This is a genomic window from Streptomyces sp. NPDC048211, assembly GCF_043202315.1.
Classification (GTDB): Bacteria; Actinomycetota; Actinomycetes; order Streptomycetales; family Streptomycetaceae; genus Streptomyces.
This window is the reverse complement of the sequence record NZ_JBIDAD010000008.1, coordinates 241,213-263,673: the sequence shown is the minus strand read 5'-3', so window position 1 is coordinate 263,673 and position 22,461 is coordinate 241,213. Positions and strand designations below refer to the sequence as shown.

The 22,461-nt window shown below is 70.8% G+C and carries 23 protein-coding genes and 1 tRNA gene; 14 read left to right on the top strand and 10 right to left on the bottom strand.

Annotated elements, in window-relative coordinates; all coding sequences use genetic code 11:
• Positions 1–5 precede the first annotated feature (5 nt).
• The 4 genes from ACGFZA_RS28025 (at position 6) to ACGFZA_RS28010 (ending at position 2,064) form a co-directional block, all read left to right on the top strand.
• Positions 6–608 (top strand): 4Fe-4S dicluster domain-containing protein, encoded by a 603-nt coding sequence (locus ACGFZA_RS28025; RefSeq protein ID WP_136327991.1) that lies wholly within the window; start codon positions 6–8, stop codon positions 606–608.
• Positions 605–1,399: a Rieske (2Fe-2S) protein gene (locus ACGFZA_RS28020; protein ID WP_393682678.1), complete on the top strand. Its 795-nt coding sequence runs from the start codon at positions 605–607 to the stop codon at positions 1,397–1,399. Before ACGFZA_RS28025 ends, ACGFZA_RS28020 begins: the two co-directional genes overlap by 4 nt.
• The gene (locus tag ACGFZA_RS28015; RefSeq protein ID WP_385279000.1) at positions 1,396–1,773 is read left to right on the top strand and encodes a hypothetical protein; all 378 of its coding nucleotides are present in this window, start codon (positions 1,396–1,398) and stop codon (positions 1,771–1,773) included. The genes ACGFZA_RS28020 and ACGFZA_RS28015 overlap by 4 nt, the downstream gene beginning before the upstream one ends.
• An 81-nt stretch (positions 1,774–1,854) precedes the next feature.
• The gene (locus tag ACGFZA_RS28010; RefSeq protein ID WP_385278998.1) at positions 1,855–2,064 is read left to right on the top strand and encodes a hypothetical protein; all 210 of its coding nucleotides are present in this window, start codon (positions 1,855–1,857) and stop codon (positions 2,062–2,064) included.
• A gap of 25 nt (positions 2,065–2,089) precedes the next feature.
• On the opposite strand, the gene ACGFZA_RS28005 is transcribed toward ACGFZA_RS28010, so the two are convergent.
• From ACGFZA_RS28005 to ACGFZA_RS27980, 6 genes are all read right to left on the bottom strand, one after another.
• The gene (locus ACGFZA_RS28005) at positions 2,090–2,575 is read right to left on the bottom strand and encodes an MscL family protein (protein ID WP_393682896.1); all 486 of its coding nucleotides are present in this window, start codon (positions 2,573–2,575) and stop codon (positions 2,090–2,092) included.
• 174 nt (positions 2,576–2,749) lie between these two features.
• Positions 2,750–3,328 (bottom strand): hypothetical protein, encoded by a 579-nt coding sequence (locus tag ACGFZA_RS28000; RefSeq protein ID WP_393682675.1) that lies wholly within the window; start codon positions 3,326–3,328, stop codon positions 2,750–2,752.
• Positions 3,329–3,511: 183 nt separating this feature from the next.
• A complete protein-coding gene (locus ACGFZA_RS27995) occupies positions 3,512–4,351 on the bottom strand; it encodes an S-methyl-5'-thioadenosine phosphorylase (RefSeq protein WP_385278992.1) in 840 nt (279 codons plus the stop codon).
• Positions 4,352–4,572: 221 nt separating this feature from the next.
• Positions 4,573–4,950, bottom strand: coding sequence for an FmdB family zinc ribbon protein (locus ACGFZA_RS27990; protein WP_385278990.1), 378 nt, complete (start codon positions 4,948–4,950; stop codon positions 4,573–4,575).
• Positions 4,951–5,016: 66 nt separating this feature from the next.
• On the bottom strand, positions 5,017–6,300 hold the full coding sequence (locus ACGFZA_RS27985) for an MFS transporter (RefSeq protein WP_385278988.1): 1,284 nt from the start codon (positions 6,298–6,300) through the stop codon (positions 5,017–5,019).
• Positions 6,301–6,621: 321 nt separating this feature from the next.
• Positions 6,622–8,169, bottom strand: a complete 1,548-nt coding sequence (locus ACGFZA_RS27980) for a potassium/proton antiporter (RefSeq protein WP_385278986.1) — start codon at positions 8,167–8,169, stop codon at positions 6,622–6,624.
• Between the two features lie 277 nt (positions 8,170–8,446).
• On the opposite strand from ACGFZA_RS27980, the gene ACGFZA_RS27975 reads away from it, so the two are divergent.
• Positions 8,447–11,197 carry a penicillin acylase family protein gene (locus ACGFZA_RS27975; RefSeq protein ID WP_385278984.1) on the top strand — a complete coding sequence of 917 codons (2,751 nt, stop codon included), beginning with the start codon at positions 8,447–8,449 and terminating at the stop codon, positions 11,195–11,197.
• Between the two features lie 98 nt (positions 11,198–11,295).
• Here the strand turns inward: ACGFZA_RS27975 and ACGFZA_RS27970 are convergent, their stop codons facing one another.
• Positions 11,296–11,880, bottom strand: coding sequence for a 5-formyltetrahydrofolate cyclo-ligase (locus ACGFZA_RS27970; protein ID WP_393682894.1), 585 nt, complete (start codon positions 11,878–11,880; stop codon positions 11,296–11,298).
• A 108-nt stretch (positions 11,881–11,988) separates the two neighbouring features.
• Between ACGFZA_RS27970 and galU the strand changes: the two genes are divergently transcribed.
• The 8 genes from galU to ACGFZA_RS27930 all read left to right on the top strand — a co-directional run bounded on the left by galU (position 11,989) and on the right by ACGFZA_RS27930 (position 18,276).
• On the top strand, positions 11,989–12,891 hold the full coding sequence (gene galU / locus ACGFZA_RS27965) for a UTP--glucose-1-phosphate uridylyltransferase GalU (RefSeq protein ID WP_385278980.1): 903 nt from the start codon (positions 11,989–11,991) through the stop codon (positions 12,889–12,891).
• Between the two features lie 4 nt (positions 12,892–12,895).
• Entirely contained in the window at positions 12,896–14,206 is a 1,311-nt protein-coding gene (gene glp / locus ACGFZA_RS27960) for a gephyrin-like molybdotransferase Glp (protein WP_385278978.1), read from the top strand.
• Positions 14,207–14,328: 122 nt separating this feature from the next.
• Positions 14,329–14,829 (top strand): cyclic pyranopterin monophosphate synthase MoaC, encoded by a 501-nt coding sequence (gene moaC / locus ACGFZA_RS27955; protein ID WP_385278977.1) that lies wholly within the window; start codon positions 14,329–14,331, stop codon positions 14,827–14,829.
• On the top strand, positions 14,826–15,344 hold the full coding sequence (locus tag ACGFZA_RS27950) for a molybdenum cofactor biosynthesis protein B (protein ID WP_385278975.1): 519 nt from the start codon (positions 14,826–14,828) through the stop codon (positions 15,342–15,344). Before moaC ends, ACGFZA_RS27950 begins: the two co-directional genes overlap by 4 nt.
• 17 nt (positions 15,345–15,361) lie before the next feature.
• Positions 15,362–15,985, top strand: a complete 624-nt coding sequence (locus ACGFZA_RS27945; protein ID WP_393682669.1) for a GNAT family N-acetyltransferase — start codon at positions 15,362–15,364, stop codon at positions 15,983–15,985.
• 163 nt (positions 15,986–16,148) lie between these two features.
• On the top strand, positions 16,149–17,327 hold the full coding sequence (glpR, locus tag ACGFZA_RS27940) for a gephyrin-like molybdotransferase receptor GlpR (RefSeq protein ID WP_393682667.1): 1,179 nt from the start codon (positions 16,149–16,151) through the stop codon (positions 17,325–17,327).
• Between the two features lie 110 nt (positions 17,328–17,437).
• Positions 17,438–17,511 (top strand) — tRNA-Ala (locus tag ACGFZA_RS27935).
• A gap of 264 nt (positions 17,512–17,775) precedes the next feature.
• Positions 17,776–18,276: a hypothetical protein gene (locus ACGFZA_RS27930; protein ID WP_393682665.1), complete on the top strand. Its 501-nt coding sequence runs from the start codon at positions 17,776–17,778 to the stop codon at positions 18,274–18,276.
• 200 nt (positions 18,277–18,476) lie between these two features.
• Here the strand turns inward: ACGFZA_RS27930 and ACGFZA_RS27925 are convergent, their stop codons facing one another.
• The 3 genes from ACGFZA_RS27925 to ACGFZA_RS27915 form a co-directional block, all read right to left on the bottom strand.
• On the bottom strand, positions 18,477–19,709 hold the full coding sequence (locus ACGFZA_RS27925; protein ID WP_393682663.1) for a hypothetical protein: 1,233 nt from the start codon (positions 19,707–19,709) through the stop codon (positions 18,477–18,479).
• The gene (locus ACGFZA_RS27920) at positions 19,709–20,536 is read right to left on the bottom strand and encodes a YwqG family protein (RefSeq protein WP_393682661.1); all 828 of its coding nucleotides are present in this window, start codon (positions 20,534–20,536) and stop codon (positions 19,709–19,711) included. The genes ACGFZA_RS27925 and ACGFZA_RS27920 overlap by 1 nt, the downstream gene beginning before the upstream one ends.
• A gap of 200 nt (positions 20,537–20,736) precedes the next feature.
• A complete protein-coding gene (locus ACGFZA_RS27915) occupies positions 20,737–21,156 on the bottom strand; it encodes a MerR family transcriptional regulator (RefSeq protein ID WP_385278963.1) in 420 nt (139 codons plus the stop codon).
• Between the two features lie 108 nt (positions 21,157–21,264).
• Here ACGFZA_RS27915 and ACGFZA_RS27910 point away from each other — a divergent pair, with 108 nt between their 5' ends.
• Positions 21,265–22,314 (top strand): aldo/keto reductase, encoded by a 1,050-nt coding sequence (locus ACGFZA_RS27910; RefSeq protein WP_393682658.1) that lies wholly within the window; start codon positions 21,265–21,267, stop codon positions 22,312–22,314.
• The last annotated feature ends 147 nt before the right edge of the window (positions 22,315–22,461 follow it).

Below are 22,461 nucleotides of genomic sequence, written 5' to 3'. Positions count from 1 at the left end.
CCCGCATGATGGGCAGAACGATCTTCATCGACCCGGGGCGCTGCATCGGCTGCCAGGCCTGTGTCTCCGCCTGCCGGGAATGCGATTCGCACCGGGGCAAGTCGATGATCCACCTCGACTACACCGACGAGGGCCAGTCCGTCGCCTCCCTTCCCACGGTCTGTATGCACTGCGAGGACCCCGTCGCCCCCTGCGCCGAGGTCTGCCCCGCCGACGCGATCCTGGTGACCGCGGACGGGGTGGTGCAGCAGGCGGACACCACCCGCTGCATCGGCTGCGCCAACTGCGTCAACGCCTGCCCCTTCGGCGTACCGAAGATCGACCTCCAGGCGAAGCTGCAGATGAAGTGCAACCTCTGCTACGACCGCACCGCCTACGGTCTCGCCCCCATGTGCGCCACCGTCTGCCCGACCGGAGCGCTCTTCTACGGGACCGTCGAGGAGCTCCAGGCCGAACGCCCCGGAGTCCAGGTCGCCGACACCTTCGTCTTCGGCGAGACCGAGGTCCGCACCGGGGTCGCCATGGTCGTCCCCGCCGACCGGGTCCAGTGGCCCGTGCCCGGTGGCCTGCCCGTCGTGGAGATCAACGGGAAGGACGTCCGCCGATGACCGTCACCGAACAACCGCCCCCCGGGGACCCGCGACAGCCGCCTTCCGGGGACCCGCGCGAGGCCCTGCACGACCGGATCGCCGCCGATTCCCTCACCACCCGCCGCGACTACCTCCGCATCGTCGCCACCGTCTCCGGCGGTCTCGCCGTCGGCGGGCTCGGCGTGGCGGCCGGCATGCTCCCGCGCCACGGTGACCCCGAGGACAGCAAGGCGCCCGCGCCGAAGAGGATCAGCTCGCAGCTGCTGCCGGGGGAGTCCCTCGCCTTCAGTTATCCGGAGGAGGAGGACAAGGCAGTCGCCGTCCGGCTCGATGACGGCACCCTCGTCGGCTACTCGGCGATCTGCACACACCTGGCCTGCGCCGTGCTGTGGCGGAAGGACCGGGGCTCCGAGGGCGAGCTGTACTGCCCCTGTCACGAGGGCGTCTTCGACGCCCGCACCGGCGATGTCACCGCAGGCCCGCCGCCCCGCGGCCTGCCCAAGGTGGTTCTCACCGAGCAGACGGACGGCAGCATCTGGGCGATCGGCACCACCCGTTCCGACGAGAGCATCGAACAGGGGCTGTGCCGTCAGCTCGGCGACGACCGCCCGGACCTCGCCTCCCGGATCGGCTGCCCCGGAGTCCGCAGGGGCGCCGAAGCCCCCGAAGCCCCGGGGGCCGGCAACCCCTCCCGCACCGGGGCTGCCGGCACGGCCCATGCCGGGGCCACCGGCACCTCCCGCGCGGGGGCAACCGGCACCTCCCGTACCGGGGCCACCGAGTCCCAGACCTCCGGCAGGCGGACATGAGCGACGCCCAGCAGCCCACCGGCCCGAACTACCCGGAGTACCACCCGGGCAGCGCACGGCCCGAACTCAACCGGCCCGTCCACGAGCGCTACCCCCAGATCCGGTCCACCAGCGGCTACGGCGACCCCCGTGTCCGCCACACCGGGCCGGGGCCAGGAGCGGGCACCGACCAGGAACCGGAGCGGTCCTCGAAACTGACGGCACGGCTGACCCTGGCCATGACCGTCGTCATCGGGCAGCTCTGGGGACTCACGGTCGTCATCGACGAATGGATGGAGGGCAACACCGGTACCGCGTGGTGGGGGGCCGGATTCCTCTGTCTGTCGTTCCTCGTCGTGCTCGGCCTCTGGTGGCTCGACCCCAAGGACCGTTGAGCGGTGCCCCGGCGTCCCGCCCCGAACGCGGGCGCACGCCGGGGCACCCGTCCACCCGGGGTGCGGCCGTACCCTGGAGGTATGAGTACCGCCCCCGCCCCCGGACCGCGCGATGCGAAGCCGAGCTCGCCGGACCGGCCGAAGCCCAAGCCGGCACTGATCTTCGACGATCCGCTGGACCAGCAGTCCGCGGACGACACGGACCGGGGGTGGGGCGAGCGGGCCCCCTCCGGTGGCAGCTCCGCCGACCTGGCCCGGTTCCTCGACGAGAAGCCCCCGCACCACGTCTGAGCCCGCCCTCGCGCGACCCGCGGTGCTACTCCTGGTGACCCCGCCCCGGATCCGCGCCGCTGTTCCCCTGCGCCGGGCCGTTGCCACTGCCGTTGCCACTGCCACTGCGCTGGGATACGAGTGCGTCGCGGATCTCCTTCAGGACCTCCAGCTCGCTGACCTCCATCGTCTCCTGCACGCCTTCCTTCGCCGCCTGCATGGCGGCCCGGCGGGCGAGGTACTTCGCCATCGGGAGCACCACCAGGAAGTAGACGACGGCAGCGGTGATCAGGAAGCTGAGGGTGGCGCTGAGCACCGAACCCCACAGGATCCGGATTCCCTCGGTCGCCTCGCCCGTCTTCGGATCCGTCGTGCAGGGGCCCTTGAGGCAGGAGCTGTAGCTCTCCAGGTCCTTGGTGCCGAACGCACCGACGAGCGGGTTGATCACGCCCTTGACCACCGCGTTCACGATGTTCGTGAACGCGGCGCCGATGACGACGGCGACCGCCAGATCGATCACGTTGCCGCGCATCAGGAAGGCCTTGAAGCCGTCCAGCAGGCTGACTTTCTTCTTCTCGCTCACGCGTGAGCCGTCCTTCGTCCGTGTCGTAAGAGGAACAAGATGTTCCGCAACTTACGGCAGGATGGGGGGAATTCAGCCCATGCGCGTCTCTTGCCAGGTGACGTGACAGTTCGTCAGTACGAATCAACACAGGATCACCGCAAAACCGGCCGAGATCCCCGCACCGGCCAGTGCCGTGGCCGTCGCCCGTGGCACGGAGAGCACGATCAGCGCCCCGTCCTCCATGGAACCCCCGACGGACGCCGAAGGCACCCGGGTCACCCGCGCACCCTTCGCCAGCACCCGGGAGTCCGCCCCGGCACCCTCGGACGCGATCACGTCGACCCGGTCGCCGGGCCGCAGCAGCCGGACCGTCTCCGCATCCGCGATCCGGACGGGCGCGGACACCAGACGGGCCGGCGGCGACACGGGGCGCGAGGCGCTGCCGGAGGCGTCGGACGCCCCGGCCACGGGCCCCGGTCCGCTCCCCGCCCCACTGCTGCCGAGCCCCGAAGCGGCCAGCGCGGCAGCCGTCAGGGCCAGCCCCGCGGCCATCGCCCGCCGCTGCCGCCACACCGCCCGCCGCAGCCCGTGCCCACCGCCTCCGCGCACCCGCAGCGGGGGAAACGGCGGCACCCCGCCGGGCGGGGGCGCGGGGGCGGGCAGGGGCGGGGGAGCGAAGAGCGAAGGAGGAGAGGGGCTGGACGAGGTGTAGGAAGGCATGGCAAACACCGCCTGCGGTGAGGGAGTTCAGAGCAATCGGATCGTGGGTGCTGTCCGGCCGAAGAGGACCGGCCGGACAGCACCCACGTTCCCTCACCCGCGAGATTCCCGCTGAGCCCTGTGGACGGCCCACACGATGTGGAAAACTCCCTCACTCGCGTGAGGGAAACAGGAGTCGACCGGCTACGGCAGCTCGATCCCCGTCTCGATCCCGTCCAGCGCATGCGCGCACAGGCAGTCCCGGTCGGCGTCCGCGGGCAGAGCGGCCACCGCGTCGAAGAGGACCGAACGCAGCCGGTCGACATTGGCGGCGAACACCTTGAGCACCTCCTCGTGGGAGACACCCTCTCCGGCCTCCGCGCCGGCGTCCAGGTCCGTGACCAGCGTCATCGTCGTGTAGCAGAGGCCCAACTCGCGGGCGAGCACGGCCTCGGGGTGTCCGGTCATCCCGACCACCGACCAGCCCATCGCCGCGTGCCAGCGCGATTCCGCCCGGGTCGAGAAGCGCGGCCCCTCGACGACCACGAGCGTTCCGCCGTCCACCGCTTCCCAGTCCCGTCCCCGGGCCGCCGCCAGAGCGGCCTTGCGCCCCTCGGGGCAGTACGGGTCCGCGAAACCCAGGTGCACCACGTTCGGTGCCGTCCCGTCCGCCCGGGTCTCCCCGTCGTAGAAGGTCTGGACACGCGCCTTCGTACGGTCCACCAGCTGGTCCGGTACGAGCAGTGTCCCCGGCCCGTACTCCGGCCGCAGCCCGCCCACCGCGCACGGCCCGAGCACCTGGCGCACGCCGACCGAGCGCAATGCCCACAGATTGGCGCGGTAATTGATGCGGTGCGGCGGCACGTGATGGCCGCGTCCGTGACGGGGGAGGAAGGCGACCCGGCGGCCGCCGATCTCGCCGAGGAAGACGGAGTCGCTCGGCGCTCCGTAAGGGGTCTCCACGCGGACTTCGGTGACGTCCTCCAGGAAGGAGTACAGCCCCGAACCGCCGATCACACCGATCTCTGCCTCTGCGTTCACCATGCGGTCACAGTAGGCGTTCGCCGCGCGGCCTACGCAGTCGGCCGGGAGCACGGGCTGCCGCCCCTCCCACCGCAACTGCCTCCCCGCCCCGCCCAGCCGGCCCACCCCGGCTGACGGACACCCCGCCGCACGCGACGCAGTGCGCGCAGAACGCCGAAGACCCCGCCGAGTGGATCGGCGGGGTCTTCGGTGAAGCCAGGTGGAGCGGTCGGACAGGCGCCTCAGGCGGCCGAAGAACCGCTCGACGAGGACGAAGAAGACGAGGACGACGAAGAAGACGCCGTGGAAGAGCCGGAAGAGCCGGACGAACCCGAGGAGGACGTCGACGACGAGGACGACTTCGCGTCCGATCCCGTCGAGGACGACGATCCGGAACCGGAGGTCTTCGCAGTGGCCGGGGCCGGCGTGCTGCTCGACGAGGAACCGCGACTGTCGTTCCGGTAGAAACCGGAACCCTTGAACACGATGCCGACCGCCGAGAACACCTTCTTCAGGCGTCCGTCGCAGCTCGGGCACACCGTGAGGGCGTCATCGGTGAACTTCTGCACCGCTTCGAGGCCCTCGCCACACTCGGTGCACTGGTACTGATAGGTCGGCACTTGTTCCTCCTGGCACTCTGACTCAATGAGTGCTAACGACGCTCCATACTGACGTATTCCTCGGCATCAGTCCACCGTGACCGGCCCGCGGTGACCGATCCCACGTGCCACGGTCCGCCCCGAACTTCTCGGGAGGAGCCGCGAACGCAGGCTCACCAGGGTCACCAGCGCCAGCACCGTACCCACCAGCGGCACCAGGAATCCGGTGCTCGCGCCATGGGCGTCCGCGAGCTGCCCGGCCACCGTCACCGCCGCCGCCTGGCCGAGCGCGACCGCGCCCGTGAGCCAGGTGAACGCCTCGGTCCGCGCCGATCCCGGGACGAGCGCCTCGACCAGGGTGTAGCCGCTGATCAGGGCCGGGGCGATGGAGAGTCCGACCAGCAGTCCGAGTCCTGCCAGAAGCGGCACGGAGTGCACCGCCCACAGGCCCGACGCGGTGAGGGTCAGGGCCGCGTATCCGGCGATCAGCCGGCGCCGCGGGCCGCTCTTCCAGGCGATGGCCCCGCAGGCGATACCGGCCAGCATGTTGCCGGCGGCGAAGATCCCGTACAGCAGGCCGTTCGCACCGGGGCTGCCGATCTCCTCGGCGAAGGCGGTCAGCGAGACCTGCATCCCGCCGAACACCGCGCCGATCCCGAGGAAGGCCACCGCGAGCACGCGGACGCCGGGCACGGACAGTGCGGAGGTGTGGCGCCGGGAGCCGGCGGCCGACGCGTTGCGCACCGCGGGCTGGGTGGCGCGCTGCGCGGCGAAGAGCAGGCCGCCGCACAGGGTCAGTGCGGCCTCGGCGATCAGCCCCGCCGCCGGATGCACGCCGGTGCACAGCGCGGTGGCGAGGACCGGACCGATGACGAACGTGAACTCGTCCGTCACCGACTCGAAGGCCGCCGCCGTCGACATGAGCGGCGAGGCCTCGCGGCCCGGAGCGGCCCCGAGCACGGCCGCCCAGCGGGCGCGCACCATCGGGCCGATCTGCGGGACGGAGGCGCCCGTCGGAACGGCCGCGGCGAACAGCGCCCACATCGGGGCGTCCGCCAGCGCGAGCGCGGTCAGGGCGGAGACGGACGCCGTGTGTACGAGGACGCCGGGCAGCAGCACGGCACGCTGGCCGAAGCGGTCGGCGAGCTTGCCGGTCTGGGGGGCGAACAGGGCCATCGAGACGCCGGTCACGGCGGCGACGGCGCCGGCGCTGCCGTACGAACCGGTGGTGTGCTGGACGAGCAGAACGATGCCGATGGTCAGCATCGCGAAGGGCTGCCGTGCGGCGAAGCCCGGCAGGAGGAAGGTCCACGCACCCGGGGTGCGCAGCAACTGCCCGTATCCGGGGCGGTCGGAGACCGTGGACGCCACGGTCCATGCCTTTCTGCCGCCTGGTGGCCGTGCTCCTGCGAGGCGGGCCGGCACGTGGGTGCGGACCCGGTCAGGAGCTGCCGAGAGCTGTCCTCTTCGCGCGGAACTGCGGTAGATGCCGGGCGCTCGCGACAGAGGCGGAGGACGCCACGACCGCCATACGGTCGCGCCAGCTCTGCATCAGGCAGAGTTGGTGGATCAAATAGGTCGATCTAGGTTTTCTTCATGCTACAGGCAAAGACGCCTGCGCCCCTGTGAATGTGTGCAAGCCAACCCCTGTCACCTGCGAACACGGGGGCATCGCGCATCCTCGGCGCACCCTCAGTGGTGCGCCTTGGCGTCACGCGACCGTCCCTCGTGCTTTCTGGCGTCGTCCGTCCTGCCCAGCTTCTTGACCGCCTTGAGCGCGTTGCCCACGTGGGGTCCGTCGTCGCCCGCGCTGCCGGCGCCCAGCCAGCCGGCCAGCTTGCCGCCCTCGCCGATCGCGCGCAGCCGGGCCTCGGTGGCGTCGCGCACCGGATCGGTCGTCACGACCAGCAGTTCGTCGCCCCGGCGCAGCACGGTCGAGGGTGCGGGTACGAAGCTCTTGCCGTCCCGGACGACCAGAGTCACCGCCGCTCCCGCGGGCAGGCGCAGTTCGCCGACCTCGACGCCGTGCATCTTCGACTTCGCGGGGATGGCCACCGAGAGCAGATGTCCGCGCAGCCGCTCCAGGGGCGCCGATTCGATGCCCAGGTCGGCCGCCTCGGACGGGTCTTCGGCGATCTTGAGGGCCTTGGCGAGCCAGGGCAGGGTCGGTCCCTGGATGAGGGTGTAGACGACGACGAGCACGAAGACGATGTTGAAGACCCGGGTGGAGCCCTCGATCCCGGACACCATGGGGATGGTCGCCAGGATGATGGGCACCGCGCCGCGCAGTCCGGCCCAGGACATGAGGGCCTTCTCCTGCCAGGGGAGCCGGAAGGGCGCCAGCGAGATGAAGACCTCCAGCGGCCGCGCCACCACGGTCAGCACCAGTCCCACCACGACGGCGGGCCAGAAGTCGTCGATCAGGTCGTGCGGGGTGACGAGCAGCCCGAGCAGGACGAACATGCCGATCTGGGCCAGCCAGCCGAGCCCGTCGGCGAAGCCGCGGGTGGCGGGCCAGTGCGGCAGTTTGGCGTTGCCGAGGATCATCGCGGCGAGGTAGACGGCGAGGAATCCGCTTCCGTGCAGCATCGCGCCGGCCGCGTAAGCGGACACCGCGATCGCCATCACGGCGATCGGGTAGAGGCCCGAGGCGGGCAGTGCCACATGCCGCAGTCCGTACGAGCCGAGCCAGCCGACGGCGATGCCCATGGCGGCGCCGATCGCCAGCTCCAGGGCTATCTCGCCGACCAGGACGTACCAGCTGTCGACCGGTCCCACGGTGGAGAAGGCCACGACCAGGATCACCACGGGGGCGTCGTTGAAGCCGGACTCGGCCTCCAGGACGCCGGTGATCCGGGCGGGCAGCGGTACCTTGCGCAGGACGGAGAAGACCGCGGCGGCGTCCGTGGACGAGACGACGGCGCCGATGATCAGCGCCTGCCGCCATTCCAGGCCGACCAGGTAGTGCGCTCCGGCCGCGGTGACGCCCACGCTCACGCCCACGCCGACGAGGGAGAGGACGACGGCCGCGGGCAACGCGGGTCTGATCTCTTTCCACTTCGTGCCGAGGCCGCCCTCGGCGAGGATCACGACCAGGGCCGCGTAGCCGATCACCTGGGTCAGTTCCGCATTGTCGAACTTGACGTCGAAGAAGCCGTCCTGGCCCAGGGCGATCCCGATGCCGAGGTACAGGAGCAGGCTGGGGAGCCCGCTGCGGGACGAGATGCGTACCGCGGCCACCGCGACGAGCAGGACGAGCGAGCAGACGAGCAGGAGTTCGTTGAGCGCGTGGACAGTCAGTGGCCGGTCCTTCCCTGCGTACGCCTGCCGGATCGACTTCCGGCGGCGGGTTACTTCGTTACCTTACCTAATCTTTAACGTTTTCTTGATGCGTTCGAGCATTCGTGCGATCGCTACGCAATTCGAACCATCCCGATACCGCGTCGGACCGGCCTCGGCGCTGCGCCTATGGTTGCTCCTGCACTCCCAGGACCACCCTGCCCCTCGAAGGACAGCGATGCCCGCCAACACAACCGCCTCTTCCGGCTCCACCGGTACCGCCGGCGGCGGGACCGTCAAGAAGAAGGGGCGACGCGCCCGCCTGATCGTGATCGTTCTGGTGCTGGCGCTTGTCGCGGGTATCGGTTACGGAACGTACTGGTCCGTATCCACTGTGCGCGCCTCGTACCCCCAGACCACCGGGACGGCCCGGCTCGCCGGACTCGGCGGCACCGTCGAAGTCAAGCGCGACAGCTACGGGATCCCGCAGATCTACGCGGACTCAGACGCCGACCTCTTCCGCGCCCAGGGCTTCGTCCAGGCGCAGGACCGCTTCTGGGAGATGGACGTCCGCCGTCACATGACGGCCGGCCGGCTCTCCGAGATGTTCGGCTCCGGACAGGTCGAGACGGACTCCTTCCTGCGCACGCTGGGCTGGCGCAAGGTCGCGCAGGAGGAGTACGACAACGTCCTGTCGGACGAGACCAAGAAGAACCTCCAGGCGTACGCGGACGGGGTGAACGCCTACCTCAAGGACCGCGACGGCAAGGACATCTCCGTCGAGTACGCGGCCCTCGGCTTCACCAACGACTACAAGCCCACCGAGTGGACCCCGGTCGACTCGGTCGCCTGGCTGAAGGCCATGGCCTGGGACCTGCGCGGCAACATGCAGGACGAGATCGACCGTTCGCTGATGACCAGCCGGCTCGACGCGAAGCAGATCGAGGACCTGTACCCGCCCTACCCGTACGACAAGCACGAGCCGATCGTCAGCGAGGGCGGGATCTCCCCGGTCACCGGGACGTTCGATCCGCAGGCGACGCCGTCCGCCGGCACCGGCTCGGCGACCGCCGAGGGCGCCACCCAGGGCCTCACCGCCCAGCTCGGCGCGCTCTCCGACACCCTGGACGAGATCCCCGCCCTGCTGGGCCCCAACGGCAACGGCATCGGCTCGAACTCCTGGGTCGTCTCGGGGCAGTACACGACCACCGGCAAGCCGCTGCTGGCCAACGACCCGCACCTGGCGCCGCAGCTGCCCTCGCTCTGGTACCAGATGGGGCTGCACTGCCGCGCTGTCTCGGCGACCTGCAAGTACGACACCGCCGGCTACACCTTCTCCGGCATGCCCGGCGTGGTCATCGGCCACAACCAGGACATCGCCTGGGGCTTCACCAACCTCGGCGCCGACGTCACCGACCTCTTCCTGGAGAAGGTCTCGGGCGACGGCTACCTGTACGACGGCAAGGTGAAGCCCTTCACGGTCCGCGAGGAGACCATCAAGGTCGCGGGCGGGAAGAGCCGGCACATCACCGTGCGCGAGACCAACAACGGCCCGCTCGTCTCCGACCGCAGCAGCGAGCTGGAGAAGGTCGGCCAGAAGGCCCCCGTCAGCAATGCCGCCCCCGACCGGGCGGACGGCTACGGGGTGGCGCTGAAGTGGACCGCGCTGGAACCCGGCAAGACCATGGACGCCGTCTTCGAGCTCAACCGGGCCAAGGACTTCGCCTCCTTCCGTGCGGCGGCCGAGCACTTCGAGGTCCCCTCGCAGAACCTCATCTACGCCGACACCAAGGGCCACATCGGTTACCAGGCCCCCGGCAAGATCCCGGTCCGCACGTCCGGTGACGGCACGATGCCCAGCCCCGGCTGGTCCTCGGCGTACGGCTGGAAGAAGGACCCGATCCCGTTCGATGAGCTGCCGTACGAGTACGACCCCAAGCGCGGCTACATCGTCACCGCCAACCAGGCGGTGGTCGACGAGGACAAGTACCCGTACCTGCTCACCAAGGACTGGGGCTACGGCAGCCGCAGCCAGCGGATCAACGACCTCGTCCAGTCGAAGATCAAGGGCGGCGGGAAGATCTCGACCGAAGACATGCAGAAGATGCAGATGGACAACACCAGCGAGATCGCCGCGCTGCTGGTGCCCGAGCTGATGAAGATCAACATCTCGGACAAGGACATCCGCGAGGCGCAGAAGCTGCTGGAGGGCTGGGACTACACCCAGGAGGCCGACTCGGCCGCCGCCGCGTACTTCAACGCGGTCTGGCGCAACATCCTCAAGCTGGCCTTCGGCGACAAGCTGCCCAAGGAGATGCGCGTCGAGGGCGAGTGCCTGAACGTGCCCCCGGCCAAGAGCTCGGGTCCGGTCGACGAGCAGGACACGCTGGTACGCGAATGCGGTCAGCGCGACGCCGACTCCGCGCAGCCGGACGGCGGTGACCGCTGGTACCAGGTGGTCGCGAACCTCATGGACAAGCCGGACAGCGCGTGGTGGAAGGCGCCGGCGAACCGCAAGGACCGGGCGACCGACAACCGCGAGGAGCTCTTCGCCCGCGCGATGAAGGACGCCCGCTGGGAGCTGACGGCCAAGCTCGGCAAGGACATCACCACCTGGAGCTGGGGCCGGCTGCACCAGCTGACCCTGAAGAACCAGACCCTCGGCACGGAAGGGCCCGGACTGCTCCAGCGGGCGCTCAACCGGGGCCCCTGGAACCTCGGCGGCGGTGAGGCCGCGGTGAACGCCACCGGGTGGAACGCGGCCGGCGGCTACGAGGTCGTCTGGGTCCCGTCGATGCGGATGGTCGTCAACGTGGGGGACTGGGACAAGTCCCGCTGGATCAACCTCACCGGCGCCTCCGGGCACGCGTTCAGCGCGCACTACACCGACCAGACCGACAAGTGGGTCAACGGTGAACTGCTCGACTGGTCCTTCGGCACGAACGCGGTGTCCGAGGCGACCACGGACACGCTGACGCTGAAGCCGTAAGGGCGGGCCGCGTCCCTCGCAGGCTCCTCCGAAGGCCGGCCCCCGGCCCTTCGGAGAGCGCCTCCGGGGTCCGTGGACCGGCCGCTGCCGGCAGACCTTCAGGCGTCGCCGAAGCGGCGCGGGCCGGCCGGTGTCACCACGGCGTCCACGGGGTGGTCGTGCGGTTCCTCCGGGACCCGCGCGGTCACCTCGTCGTCGTACAGCAGCACGACCAGCGCGGGATGCGCCCCGGCCGCCGCGAGGCGCGCCAGCACCCGGTCGTAGCTGCCGCCGCCGCGGCCGAGCCGCATCCCGCGCCCGTCCACGGCGAGGCCGGGAAGCAGCACCACCTCCGCGTCCAGGACGGCGTCGGGGCCGAGCCGCACCCCGTCGGGCTCCAGGAGCCCGCGGCCGGCCTTCCCGAGGTGGTCCGCTCCCTCGTACGGAGCCCAGTCCAGGTCGTTGTCCGCGAGGAGTACCGGCAGCAGGACGCGAACGCCCCGTGCGCGCAACGCGTCCAGCAGGGCACGGGTCCCGGGCTCCCGCCCCACCGAGACGTACGCGGCGACCGTACGGGCCCCGGCGACCTCCGGGAGTTCGAGTGCGCGACGGGCCAGAACCGCGGCGGCCCGATCGGCGTCCTCACTGGTCAGAAGGCGTCGTGCGGCGAGCAGATCACGCCGCAACAGCGCCTTTGCGGACATGTCGGTGTTCAACAGGGCACCCCTAGAGCCTCTCGTACCGGCATATTTAAGTACAAAGTTAACCGGAGGCTCACCTTCCGCCCATCTGCGCCGGTTAGGGTTCTGCGCATGACTCAGTCGAACCTCAGGATCAGCAAGGCTGTCATCCCGGCGGCAGGCCTCGGCACCCGCTTCCTGCCGGCCACCAAGGCCACGCCCAAGGAGATGCTTCCTGTCGTCGACAAGCCTGCCATCCAGTACGTCGTCGAGGAGGCGGTCGCCGCCGGACTCTCCGACGTCCTGATGATCACCGGTCGCAACAAGCGTCCCCTGGAGGACCACTTCGACCGCAATTACGAACTGGAGTCGGCGCTGACCCGCAAGGGCGACGCCGAACGGCTGCGCAGGGTCCAGGAGTCGAGCGACCTCGCCACCATGCACTACGTCCGCCAGGGCGACCCGAGGGGCCTCGGCCACGCGGTGCTGTGCGCGGCACCGCACGTCGGCGACCAGCCGTTCGCGGTCCTGCTCGGCGACGACCTGATCGACCCGCGCGACCCGCTGCTGGCGCGCATGGTGGAGATCCAGGAGCGCGAGGGCGGCAGCGTCATCGCGCTCATGGAGGTCGCGCCGGAACTGATCCACCAGTACGGCTGTGCGGCCGTCGAGCCGACCGCCGAGGGCGACGTGGTGCGAATCACCGGCCTGGTCGAGAAGCCCGAACCGGCCGACGCGCCCAGCAACCTCGCCATCATCGGCCGCTACGTCCTGGACCCCGCGGTCTTCGACATACTGCGCCGGACCGAGCCGGGCCGCGGCGACGAGATCCAGCTGACGGACGCCCTCCAGCTCCTGGCCGAGGACGAGAAGACCGGCGGCCCGGTGCACGGCGTCGTCTTCAAGGGCCGCCGCTATGACACCGGTGACCGGAGCGATTACCTCCGTGCCATTGTCAGACTCGCGTGCGAACGTGAAGACCTGGGCCCGGAGTTCCGGACCTGGCTCCGCAGTTACGTCACCGAGGAGATGTAGGACCTTGAGCAGCACGATCTGGTCGGTGGACGAGCACCTGGAAGACATCCTCGCCGCGGTGAGGCCGCTCGAACCCATCGAGCTGCAACTGCCCGAGGCGCAGGGCTGCGTCCTGGTCGAGGACGTCGTGGTGGAGATCGCCCTGCCGCCCTTCGACAACAGCTCGATGGACGGCTACGCGGTCCGTGTCGCCGATGTGGAGGGCGCCACCGAGGAGTTCCCCGCCGTCCTCACCGTCATCGGGGACGTCGCGGCGGGCGACGCCGGACTGCTCGGCGACCAGCGCGTGGGGCCGGGCGAGGCCGCCCGCATCATGACGGGCGCCCCGCTTCCGGCCGGTGCCGAGGCGGTGATCCCGGTCGAGTGGACCGACGGCGGCACGGGCGAGGGACCCGCCGCCACGATGCGCGCCCACAGCGACGCCCCCGAGGGGGCGGCCGGCGAGGTCCGCGTCCACCGGCCGGTCAAGGCCCGTGCCCATGTCCGGGACCGCGGCAGCGACGTCCGGCCGGGCGATCTGGCGCTGCGTGCCGGGTCGGTGATCGGAGCGCCGCAGATCGGCCTGCTCGCCGCGATCGGCCGTTCCACGGTGAAGGTGCGGCCCCGGCCGCGCGTCGTCGTCATCTCCACCGGCAGCGAACTGGTCCAGCCCGGCGAGGAACTGACCGGCGGCCAGATCTACGACTCGAACAGCTTCGCGCTGACGGCCGCCGCGCGCGAGGCCGGAGCGATCGCCTACCGGGTCGGCGCCGTGTCCGACGACGCCGAGACGCTGCGGTCCACGATCGAGGACCAGCTGATCCGGGCCGACATCGTCGTCACCACGGGCGGCGTCAGCGTGGGCGCGTACGACGTCGTGAAGGAGGCCCTGTCCTCGGTGGGCGACGAGGATGAGCCGGGCGGCGGCGTCGACTTCCGCAAGCTCGCCATGCAGCCCGGCAAGCCGCAGGGCTTCGGCTCCATCGGCCCCGATCACACCCCACTGCTGGCGCTGCCCGGTAACCCGGTCTCCAGCTACGTGTCCTTCGAGCTGTTCGTACGGCCCGCGATCCGCACCCTGATGGGCCTGCCCGACGTGAACCGCCCGACCGTCAGGGCCTCGCTGGTCACGGACAAGGCGCTGTCCTCACCGGCCGGCAGGCGGCAGTTCCTGCGCGGTACGTACGACGCGCAGGCGGGCACCGTGACCCCTGTCGGCGGTTCCGGCTCGCACCTGATCGCCGCGCTCGCCCAGGCCGACGCGCTGATCGTGCTGCCCGAGGACATCACCTCCGCCGAGCCCGGCGCGGACACCGAGGTGATCCTGCTCCGCTGACCGGCGCCCGGTGGCGGTACGGTATCTGCCGCTGTGCCTTCCGGGGGACACCCCCCGGACCCCGGACCTGCACCCCGGTGCAGCACCGGGGCAACCGGCGCCCTACCGCTAGGCGGAGTTAGTTGAGTACGCAGAACAGGCTGACGCACATCGACGAGGCGGGCGCCGCCCGCATGGTCGACGTCTCCGCGAAGGACGTCACCGCGCGCGTCGCCCGCGCCGGCGGCCGGGTCCTCGTCTCGCCGCGTGTCATCGAGCTGCTCCGGGGCGAGGGGGTCCCCAAGGGCGACGCCCTCGCCACCGCACGCATCGCCGGGATCATGGGTGCCAAGCGCACCCCGGACCTGATCCCCCTCTGCCACCCGCTCGCCGTCTCCGGTGTCACGGTCGATCTCGCCGTGGCCGACGACGCGGTGGAGATCACGGCCACCGTGAAGACGACGGACCGCACGGGCGTGGAGATGGAGGCCCTGACCGCGGTCTCGGTCGCCGCGCTCACCGTCGTCGACATGATCAAGGCGGTCGACAAGTCCGCGGTCATCACGGACATCCGGGTCGAGGCGAAGTCGGGCGGCAAGTCCGGCGACTACCGGCGCAACGCGCCCGGCGGGGCGGACGCATGAGCACCCCGCAGGCGCCCTCCGCCGGCTACCGCGCCCTCGTGGTGACCGCGTCCAACCGGGCCTCCGCCGGGGTCTACGCCGACAAGGGCGGCCCGCTGATCGCCGAGGCGCTGGCCGGGCTCGGCTTCACCGTCGACGGACCCCAGGTCGTCCCCGACGGCGACCCGGTCGAACAGGCGCTGCGGGCCGGGGTGGCCGCCGCCTACGACGTCATCGTGACCACCGGCGGTACGGGCATCTCGCCCACCGACCGCACCCCCGAGGCCACCCGCCGCGTCCTGGACCACGAGGTGCCCGGCATCCCCGAGGCGATCCGCGCCGAGGGCCGGGACAAGGTCCCCACGGCCGCACTCTCGCGCGGTCTGGCGGGCGTGGCCGGCCGCACGCTCGTCGTCAACCTCCCCGGCTCCACCGGCGGGGTGCGCGACGGGCTCGCTGTCCTGACCCGACTCCTGGTGCACGCCGTCGAGCAGCTCCGCGGCGGCGATCACCCCCGACCGGGGAGCCCGAGCTGAACGTCCCGACCTGGCCGGTGATCCTGGTGGACGGCGACGTCGCCCTCCGGCCGATAAAAGTGCGCGACCAGCGCGTGTGGCGTGAGGTCAACCGGCGCAACCGGGACTGGCTGCGCCCCTGGGAGGCGACCGTGCCGCCGCCCGCTCCCGGCGGCCCGGTGGCGCAGCGCCCCACGTACCGCCAGATGGTCCGCCATCTGCGCGCCGAGGCCAACGCCGGACGGATGCTGCCGTTCGCCATCGAGTACGAGGGCCGGCTGGTCGGTCAGCTGACCGTGGCCGGAATCACCTGGGGGTCGATGTGCTCGGGTCACGTGGGCTACTGGGTGGACCAGGAGGTGGCGGGCCGGGGCGTGATGCCGACCGCGGTCGCCCTCGCCGTCGACCATTGTTTCCGCGTGGTCGGACTGCACCGCATCGAGGTGTGCATTCGCCCGGAGAACGGGCCCAGCCGCCGGGTGGTGGAGAAACTCGGATTCCGTGAGGAAGGGCTGCGGCCCCGCTATCTGCACATCGACGGCGCCTGGCGGGACCATCTGATCTACGCGCTCACCGCGGAGGAGGTGCCCGACGGCCTGCTGCGGAGGTGGCACCGGGCGCGTCCGCAGCCTCCGGAGCGTCCGGAGTTTCACGTGAAATGAAATGTGTGTTCGAAATTGATCGGGCGATGACCGCTAACGAACGCACACACGCCGACTGTTGATCCGAACAATCACAAAAAAAGTCCGTGATATCAGCCAGATCGTGCGACACACCGCGCCAATTGGCGGATGCCTCCACGCAAACCCCTCTACGGTGTGAGATGTGAGCAGCAGCGGCCTGATCTACGCAGTCATTGTCGGGGCATGGGCCGCCTACTTGGTACCGATGTGGCTCCGCAGGCAGGACGAGCTCAACGAAGCCCGTCCGACGGAACGCTTCAGCACCGCCATCCGGCTGCTGTCCGGACGCGCGGCGATGGAGCGCCGGTACGCCAAGGAGCTGCGGGAGCGCACCGACGAGGAGGCGGCGCCCGACGCCGACCCGGACGCAGTCACGGACCGAATGGATTCCGTCGACGTCCGGGCCTTTTCCGCGCCTCCGGCGCACACCGAGGCCCGGGTGCACGACCCGGCCCGTGCGCCGGAGCACTCCGACCAGGGGGACTCCGCCCAGGAACGCGCGGCCCGTAAGCGGCCCGCGCCCACCGGTTCCTCCGTCTCCGCATCCGCGTCGGGATCGGCCAGGCGCCCGCGCCCCGGCGGGATCGACGCGGAGCGCGCCCGGCGTGCGCAGCGCCTGCAGGTCCTCGCGCGCCGTCGCCGTACCACCGTCGTCCTCTTTCTCGGCTTCACGCTCGGCGCGGTCGTCGCCGCGGTCGGCGGCCTCCGTCTCCTCTGGGCTCCCGCGGTTCCCGCCGTGCTGCTGAGCACGTACATCGTGCATCTGCGCGCGCAGGAGCGGCGGAGGTTCGCCTTCACCATGGACCGGCGCCGGGCGGAGGTCGCGGCGCAGCGGCTCCGCGAGAGCCGCCCCCGTCGCCACCAGCCGGCCGCGACGGCCCCCGCCGAGTCCGACGAGGACCCCGAAGCCCGTCACCCCGGGCCCGAACCCACCCCCACGGTCTCCCCGCAGGAGGCGGGCCGCCGCGCCCTGGTCGAGCAGACGGACCACGCGGAGTGGGTCGACCAGCAGCGCGAGCGGGGCCGGGTCCAGGGCGACAGCTGGGAGCCCGTCCCCGTCCCGCTGCCGACCTATGTCACCGCCCCGGTCGCCCCGCGCGCCACGGGCGGCGTCGAGGTCGGCAACCCGGAGACCTGGAGCGCGGCCCGCTCCAGCACCGCCGAGCCCACCCCGGCGGCCACCCCGCAGACCGCGGCTGCCCCGGTCGACCCGGCGCCCCGCCAGCGCTCCGCCCAGTCCCGCCGCGCGCGCGACCGGGGCCGGACACCGCTCTTCGACCAGTACGACGAGGACGACCGCCCCCGCGCGGCCAACGAGTGAGACGCCCGCCCCGCCCGCTGCGACACCGACTGCCACACCGACTCGGCTGACCAGCGCGGAACGGATTTCCGAGCACCCCGGTCGGGGTGCTAAAGTTTCACTCGTTGCAAGGGCCTGTGGCGCAGTCTGGTAGCGCACCTCGTTCGCATCGAGGGGGTCTGGGGTTCAAATCCCCACAGGTCCACCCTGCAAGGCTGTTTCTGAGTCAGCTCAGGAAGAGTTCACAAGATCCCGTCCGATCTGATTGATCGGGCGGGATCTTGGCGTTTCCGGGGGTTGTTGGAGGAGTGATCCGAACGCGATCGGTGCCGGAGGCGGTTGCCTGGCGGTCGTCGGCCTGATGTTTCGGGGAGGTTCAGGTGTATACGGCGTTTGTGGGCTGTATGCGGGCACGCGTGATCCCGGTCCGTCCCGCCTGCTGGCTCCAGCGACCGGAAAGGCTCGCCGCATGACCGACCAGTCCCTCGACGAGGAGCCCCCCGAGCACCTCCGCTACCGCAGCTACCTGCAGGATCTGGAAGATGTCTCGGAGGCGGACGAGGCCGCCCTGGTGGCCACCGTCCTGAACGATCCGCACGTATCGATGGCGGAGGCCGCGGTCAACCGCCGGCTTGAGCGTCGGGCCGCCGACCTGCTGACCGACCCGGCGTTCACCGCTTGGGCCAACACCTTCGCGACCGTCATCGGGGACCGACCCTTCCTCGCCCGTCGGCTGCGCGAGTGGACCCTGCTCAGAGCAGTCGCGCTGGATGAGCCGTGGACCGCGGAGGAGCTCACCACCGCAACCGACTGGTTCCAACGCACGGCCACGGTCGTACGCGTCGTCACCTCACATGAGGCCCTCAGCCTGCTCGCCGAACGGGGACGAACCCGCCGCGTTCGGAACGCGGCGAACCGCCGGCTGCAAGATGTGGATCAACGCCAATCCGGCACGATCCACAAGTCCTGACGCTTCCTCGTGGAAAATCTTCAGCACGCTCTGCCGGGCAGCGGCCGAACCACCGTCCTTCAGCACGATCAGCCTCCGCGCCGGGCAGCGGCCGAACCACCGTCCTTCAGCACGATCAGCCTCCGCGCCGGGCGGGGGGCAGGAGCCGTCGTCGTCATGCGTCGCGTCCGCGTCCGCGCGTACGTCCATGGCGTGGGCGGCTACGGCAGATCACGTTCTGCCGCGATGCCTGACGTCACGTCTTCCAGGACGAGCAACGGGAGGATCGCCCGTCCCAGAGTCCGAGGATTTACGTGCGGGCCGGCCTTCTCGGCGATGCCGGGCGACCAGGACGCCAGCCGGTCCAGTGCGGTGACCACGCCTTCCCGGTCGTCCTGGAGCAGCGCTGCCACGAGCGATACGACATCGGCGCGGGAGCTGCCTGCCGGAGCCGGCGGAGCGGCCGGCCCCGAGAGTGCGCACCGGTCAGGAAGACCACAGAGCGCCGTGAGGGCGGCGAGAACGAACCGGACGCCGTCACTCTCTCCCTCCCGGCGGGACAGCAGCCTCGGCAGTCCGTCGGCGATGGCCCGGCGTGTCAGGCAGGCAGCCGCGGGCTCCTGCCAGGCACCTCCGAGCGCGGTGACGCGGTCGGCCAGGGAGACCGCTGCCGTGGGACCCGAAGCCGCAAGCCGCAACAGGTCGCCGAGCAGAACCAACCGGCCGCCGGGCGCGATGCTTTCGTCGCAGATCAGCTCCACGAGGAACGGGACGGCCTCGACCGTGGCGTCGGTGCAGGTGCCCTGGTGGGCCACCGCGTCCGAGAGATCGCCGAGGAAGTCACCCGTGGACTCGTAGGGCTCGCCGCACGCGAACTCCTCATCGAGCAGCCACCCCACGGCGTCCGGCGCGTCCTCCGCACTGCCGTACATGCGTTCCGCGACCGCCACCACGGCCTGGATCACCGCTGCGGGCTCACCGATCTCACTGGGCTTCCAGGGCGGACCGGCCGCAGGGCGTGCGGGATCCGTGGGCAGTGGACTCGGAAGGGGGACTTCGGCGCCGGTCCGCTCATGGACCAGGCCGTCCCGGGCGAAGAACTCTTCGAGCGTCACGGCATGCCCTTCGGCGGAACCCTCCGCGAAACCGCCGTGGGCGCGGGCCACCTGGGCGACTCGAATCCGTTGACTCCGGAGGAACGGCTCAAGAGCCATCCGTTCGTACCCGCTGTGGACGGCCAGTGATAAGACCTGCCACCAGCCCTCCAGCTCCGGGTCCATCGACGGCCGGTCGTACGAGGGGCTCGACGGGACGTACCGGAAGTGATCGTGGACCCGCACGGCCGTCAGACGGTGCCCCTGGCCGGACACCTCGGCCGCGGCGGCCCGGGCGGCGGCCTCATTCGGCAGGCTCAGCGTGTACTGGACTCCCCAGTCGGGAGGTGCCGCGGCCATCAGCCGCACTGCCAGGTGAACATCGCCCGCTCGAAGCGCCGCTCCGCCAGGTCCTCCGGGCGGATCAGCCAGTACAGGGCTCCGGCATCGCCCCACATCATGTCCGCGGCGTCCTCGCTGTCGAACTGGGCCAGCAGCACCCAGCCGCCCGCCTCCTGGGACAGCCGGGGGTCGTCCCACGGCACCTGGCCGTCGAGGACCGCCTCCGCGATCTCGATCTCGACCGGGTTCTGTATCGAGTGAGGGTGGCCGCCGATCCGGTGTCCCACCTCGCCGTCGAACTCCCCCAGCGCGTCGAGGAACTTCTGCGAGCACACGGGGTGGTCGTACCGGTTTCTCATCGGGGCATCCGGCGCGAACGCGGCGCGGACGGACGGATGCCAGGGCTCGGTCGCCGTCATCTCCGTCCGAGCGGTGAGCGTCACCACCGGATACGGCGTGAGTCCCGCCGGAGCCTCACGCTCCGCAACCTCTTCGCCGGCTGCGACGTAGAGCACGCGGGCGCCCGCCCAGCTCTCCCGGTCCTCGGCCAGGACGAGAGCGTCGCCGTCGTCCAGCTGCCCGTCGAAGTAGAAGAACAGCAGCGTTCCCGCCGTGGGCAGACCGATGTCCGGCGCAGACGTCGGCAGGCGTGCGCAGTCGATCGAGGCGACGAAGGAGAGCGGGCCGTTCCCCTCCCACACCGGCCACTCCGTCGCGGCCGCCAGACCTGGCAGGCCACCGAGCCGGCCCACCACGGCGTCCGGACCGGTCGCCACCTGAAGACGCACTCCGGGGCGAAGCAGGCCGAGCCACTTCCCGGCGTCCCCGGGCGACAGATGCTGCAAGGCGAGAGAGCGAAAAGCCTCTCGGGAACCACGTGTCATATGCCCGATCATCCCCGACGCCACTGACAGCGGCCCGGACGGTCCTCCCGCGGCATGAGCAGCCCGCCTCACCGTGGGCGGCCGGCCGCCCGTCCTTGTTCACGTCCGTCCGGGGAAGCGGTCTTCCTACGCCCAAGAAGGCGCGTGGTGTGAGCGTTTCGTCAGGCGAGGGACGGGCCGTGGCATGCCCCGGCGGCGTCCCCCTGGGCGACAAGGTCCTCGTACACCCCGACCTTGAAGGTGATCAGGTCCAGGGACTCGGTGAGCCTGCCGATCTGGGCGGTGACCCGCTTCTGGTGCTCACGCATGAGCGCGAGACGGTCCTCCGCGTTGCCGGCGCCCTCTCTGACGAGCTCGACGTACCGGCGAAGCACGGTCAGGGGCATGCCGGAGGCGCGGAGGATGATGCAGACGGTCAGCCAGTCCACGTCGTCCTGGCTGTAGACGCGGCGCCCGCCGGGCCCGCGGACCACGGTGTTGACGAACAGGCCCTCCTGCTCGTAGAAGCGCAGCGCGTGAACGCTCAGACCGGTGCGCTCGGCGACCTGTCCGATGCTCAGGCTCGTGGAAACCTCAACCATGCCGCCCAGGCTAACGGGCTTGATCTAGAGAGGGCTCTAGTTCCTAGGGTTCCTCGTGCGGCCGACGCTCCTGTCGCCCAGCGTGATCGTTATCAAGGGAGCACCACCATGCGCTATCGCGCCCTCGGCAGGACCGGCATCGAGGTCAGCGTCCACTGCCTCGGCACCATGATGTTCCAGGAGGGATTCAACTCCGACCACGACGACTGCGCCCGCATCATCCACACGGCCCTCGACCAGGGGATCAACTTCGTCGACACGGCCGACATGTACGGCCGGGGCGAGAGCGAGGAGATCGTGGGCAAGGCGCTGCGCGGGCGCCGGGACGACGTCGTGCTCGCCACCAAGGTCCACTTCCCGATGGGCGAAGGTCCCAATCGCGGCGGAAACTCGCGGCGTTGGATACTCAAGGCGGTCGAGGACAGCCTCCGGCGTCTGAACACCGACTGGATCGATCTCTACCAGATCCACTTCCCCGACCACACCACCGATGTGGAGGAGACCCTCTCCGTCCTCGACGACCTCGTGCGCCAGGGGAAGATCCGCTCGTTCGGCTGCTCGAACTACCAGGCCGAGGAGATCGTCGAGGCCCACCACGTATCCGAGCGCCGCAGCCTGGGACGCTTCCGCACCGACCAGCCGCCCTACTCGATCCTGGCCCGTGGCATCGAGTCCTCGCTCCTGCCGGTCTGCGAGCGCTACGGCATGGGGGTACTGGTCTGGAGCCCCTTGGCCTTCGGATTCCTCACCGGCAGGCACCGCAAGGACGTACCCGCGGACCTGGCCACCGGTCGTGCCGCGATCCGGCCGGCGAACTTCGATCCCGCGCTCGCTGCGAACGCGGCCAAGTTCGACGCCGTGGAACAGCTCGTCGAACTCGCGGAGAGCATCGGCTGCACCCTGCCGCAGCTCGCCGTGGCCTTCACGGTGGCTCACCCGGCCGTCACGTCGGCCATCATCGGACCGCGGACGATGCAGCAGCTGGAAGACCTGCTCAAGGGCGCCGCACTGACCCTGGACGATGCGACGCTCGACCGGATCGACGCCATCGTTCCGCCCGGAACGAACCTGTACAACCCGGCCGCCTCGTTCCCGCCGCGCTCACTGACCGAGACCGCGCTCCGTCGCCGCCCGCTCGACGCACGCGCGGCAGCCTGAAGCCGCGGCGTCCCGCCTCCCGGGGCGGCGGCCACGCCGAGAACGGAACGCAGCCCCCCGCCGCGCCCGACGCCGCCGCCCGCGCGCACTCCACGGAACGGGAAGAGGTTCAGGCGCCCGCAGCGCCTCAGCGGCCCTGGAGGGAAG

Excerpts from the sequence above, each read along its gene's own strand:
- ACGFZA_RS28025 (WP_136327991.1), top strand. The coding sequence starts at position 6 with ATGATGGGCAGAACGATCTTCATCGACCCGGGGCGCTGCATCGGCTGC.
- ACGFZA_RS28020 (WP_393682678.1), top strand. The coding sequence starts at position 605 with ATGACCGTCACCGAACAACCGCCCCCCGGGGACCCGCGACAGCCGCCT.
- ACGFZA_RS28015 (WP_385279000.1), top strand. The coding sequence starts at position 1,396 with ATGAGCGACGCCCAGCAGCCCACCGGCCCGAACTACCCGGAGTACCAC.
- ACGFZA_RS28010 (WP_385278998.1), top strand. The coding sequence starts at position 1,855 with ATGAGTACCGCCCCCGCCCCCGGACCGCGCGATGCGAAGCCGAGCTCG.
- ACGFZA_RS28005 (WP_393682896.1), bottom strand. The coding sequence starts at position 2,575 with ATGCGCGGCAACGTGATCGATCTGGCGGTCGCCGTCGTCATCGGCGCC.
- ACGFZA_RS28000 (WP_393682675.1), bottom strand. The coding sequence starts at position 3,328 with ATGCCTTCCTACACCTCGTCCAGCCCCTCTCCTCCTTCGCTCTTCGCT.
- ACGFZA_RS27995 (WP_385278992.1), bottom strand. The coding sequence starts at position 4,351 with ATGGTGAACGCAGAGGCAGAGATCGGTGTGATCGGCGGTTCGGGGCTG.
- ACGFZA_RS27975 (WP_385278984.1), top strand. The coding sequence starts at position 8,447 with ATGCCCGCCAACACAACCGCCTCTTCCGGCTCCACCGGTACCGCCGGC.
- ACGFZA_RS27970 (WP_393682894.1), bottom strand. The coding sequence starts at position 11,880 with ATGTCCGCAAAGGCGCTGTTGCGGCGTGATCTGCTCGCCGCACGACGC.
- galU (WP_385278980.1), top strand. The coding sequence starts at position 11,989 with ATGACTCAGTCGAACCTCAGGATCAGCAAGGCTGTCATCCCGGCGGCA.
- ACGFZA_RS27950 (WP_385278975.1), top strand. The coding sequence starts at position 14,826 with ATGAGCACCCCGCAGGCGCCCTCCGCCGGCTACCGCGCCCTCGTGGTG.
- ACGFZA_RS27930 (WP_393682665.1), top strand. The coding sequence starts at position 17,776 with ATGACCGACCAGTCCCTCGACGAGGAGCCCCCCGAGCACCTCCGCTAC.
- ACGFZA_RS27925 (WP_393682663.1), bottom strand. The coding sequence starts at position 19,709 with ATGGCCGCGGCACCTCCCGACTGGGGAGTCCAGTACACGCTGAGCCTG.
- ACGFZA_RS27915 (WP_385278963.1), bottom strand. The coding sequence starts at position 21,156 with ATGGTTGAGGTTTCCACGAGCCTGAGCATCGGACAGGTCGCCGAGCGC.
- ACGFZA_RS27910 (WP_393682658.1), top strand. The coding sequence starts at position 21,265 with ATGCGCTATCGCGCCCTCGGCAGGACCGGCATCGAGGTCAGCGTCCAC.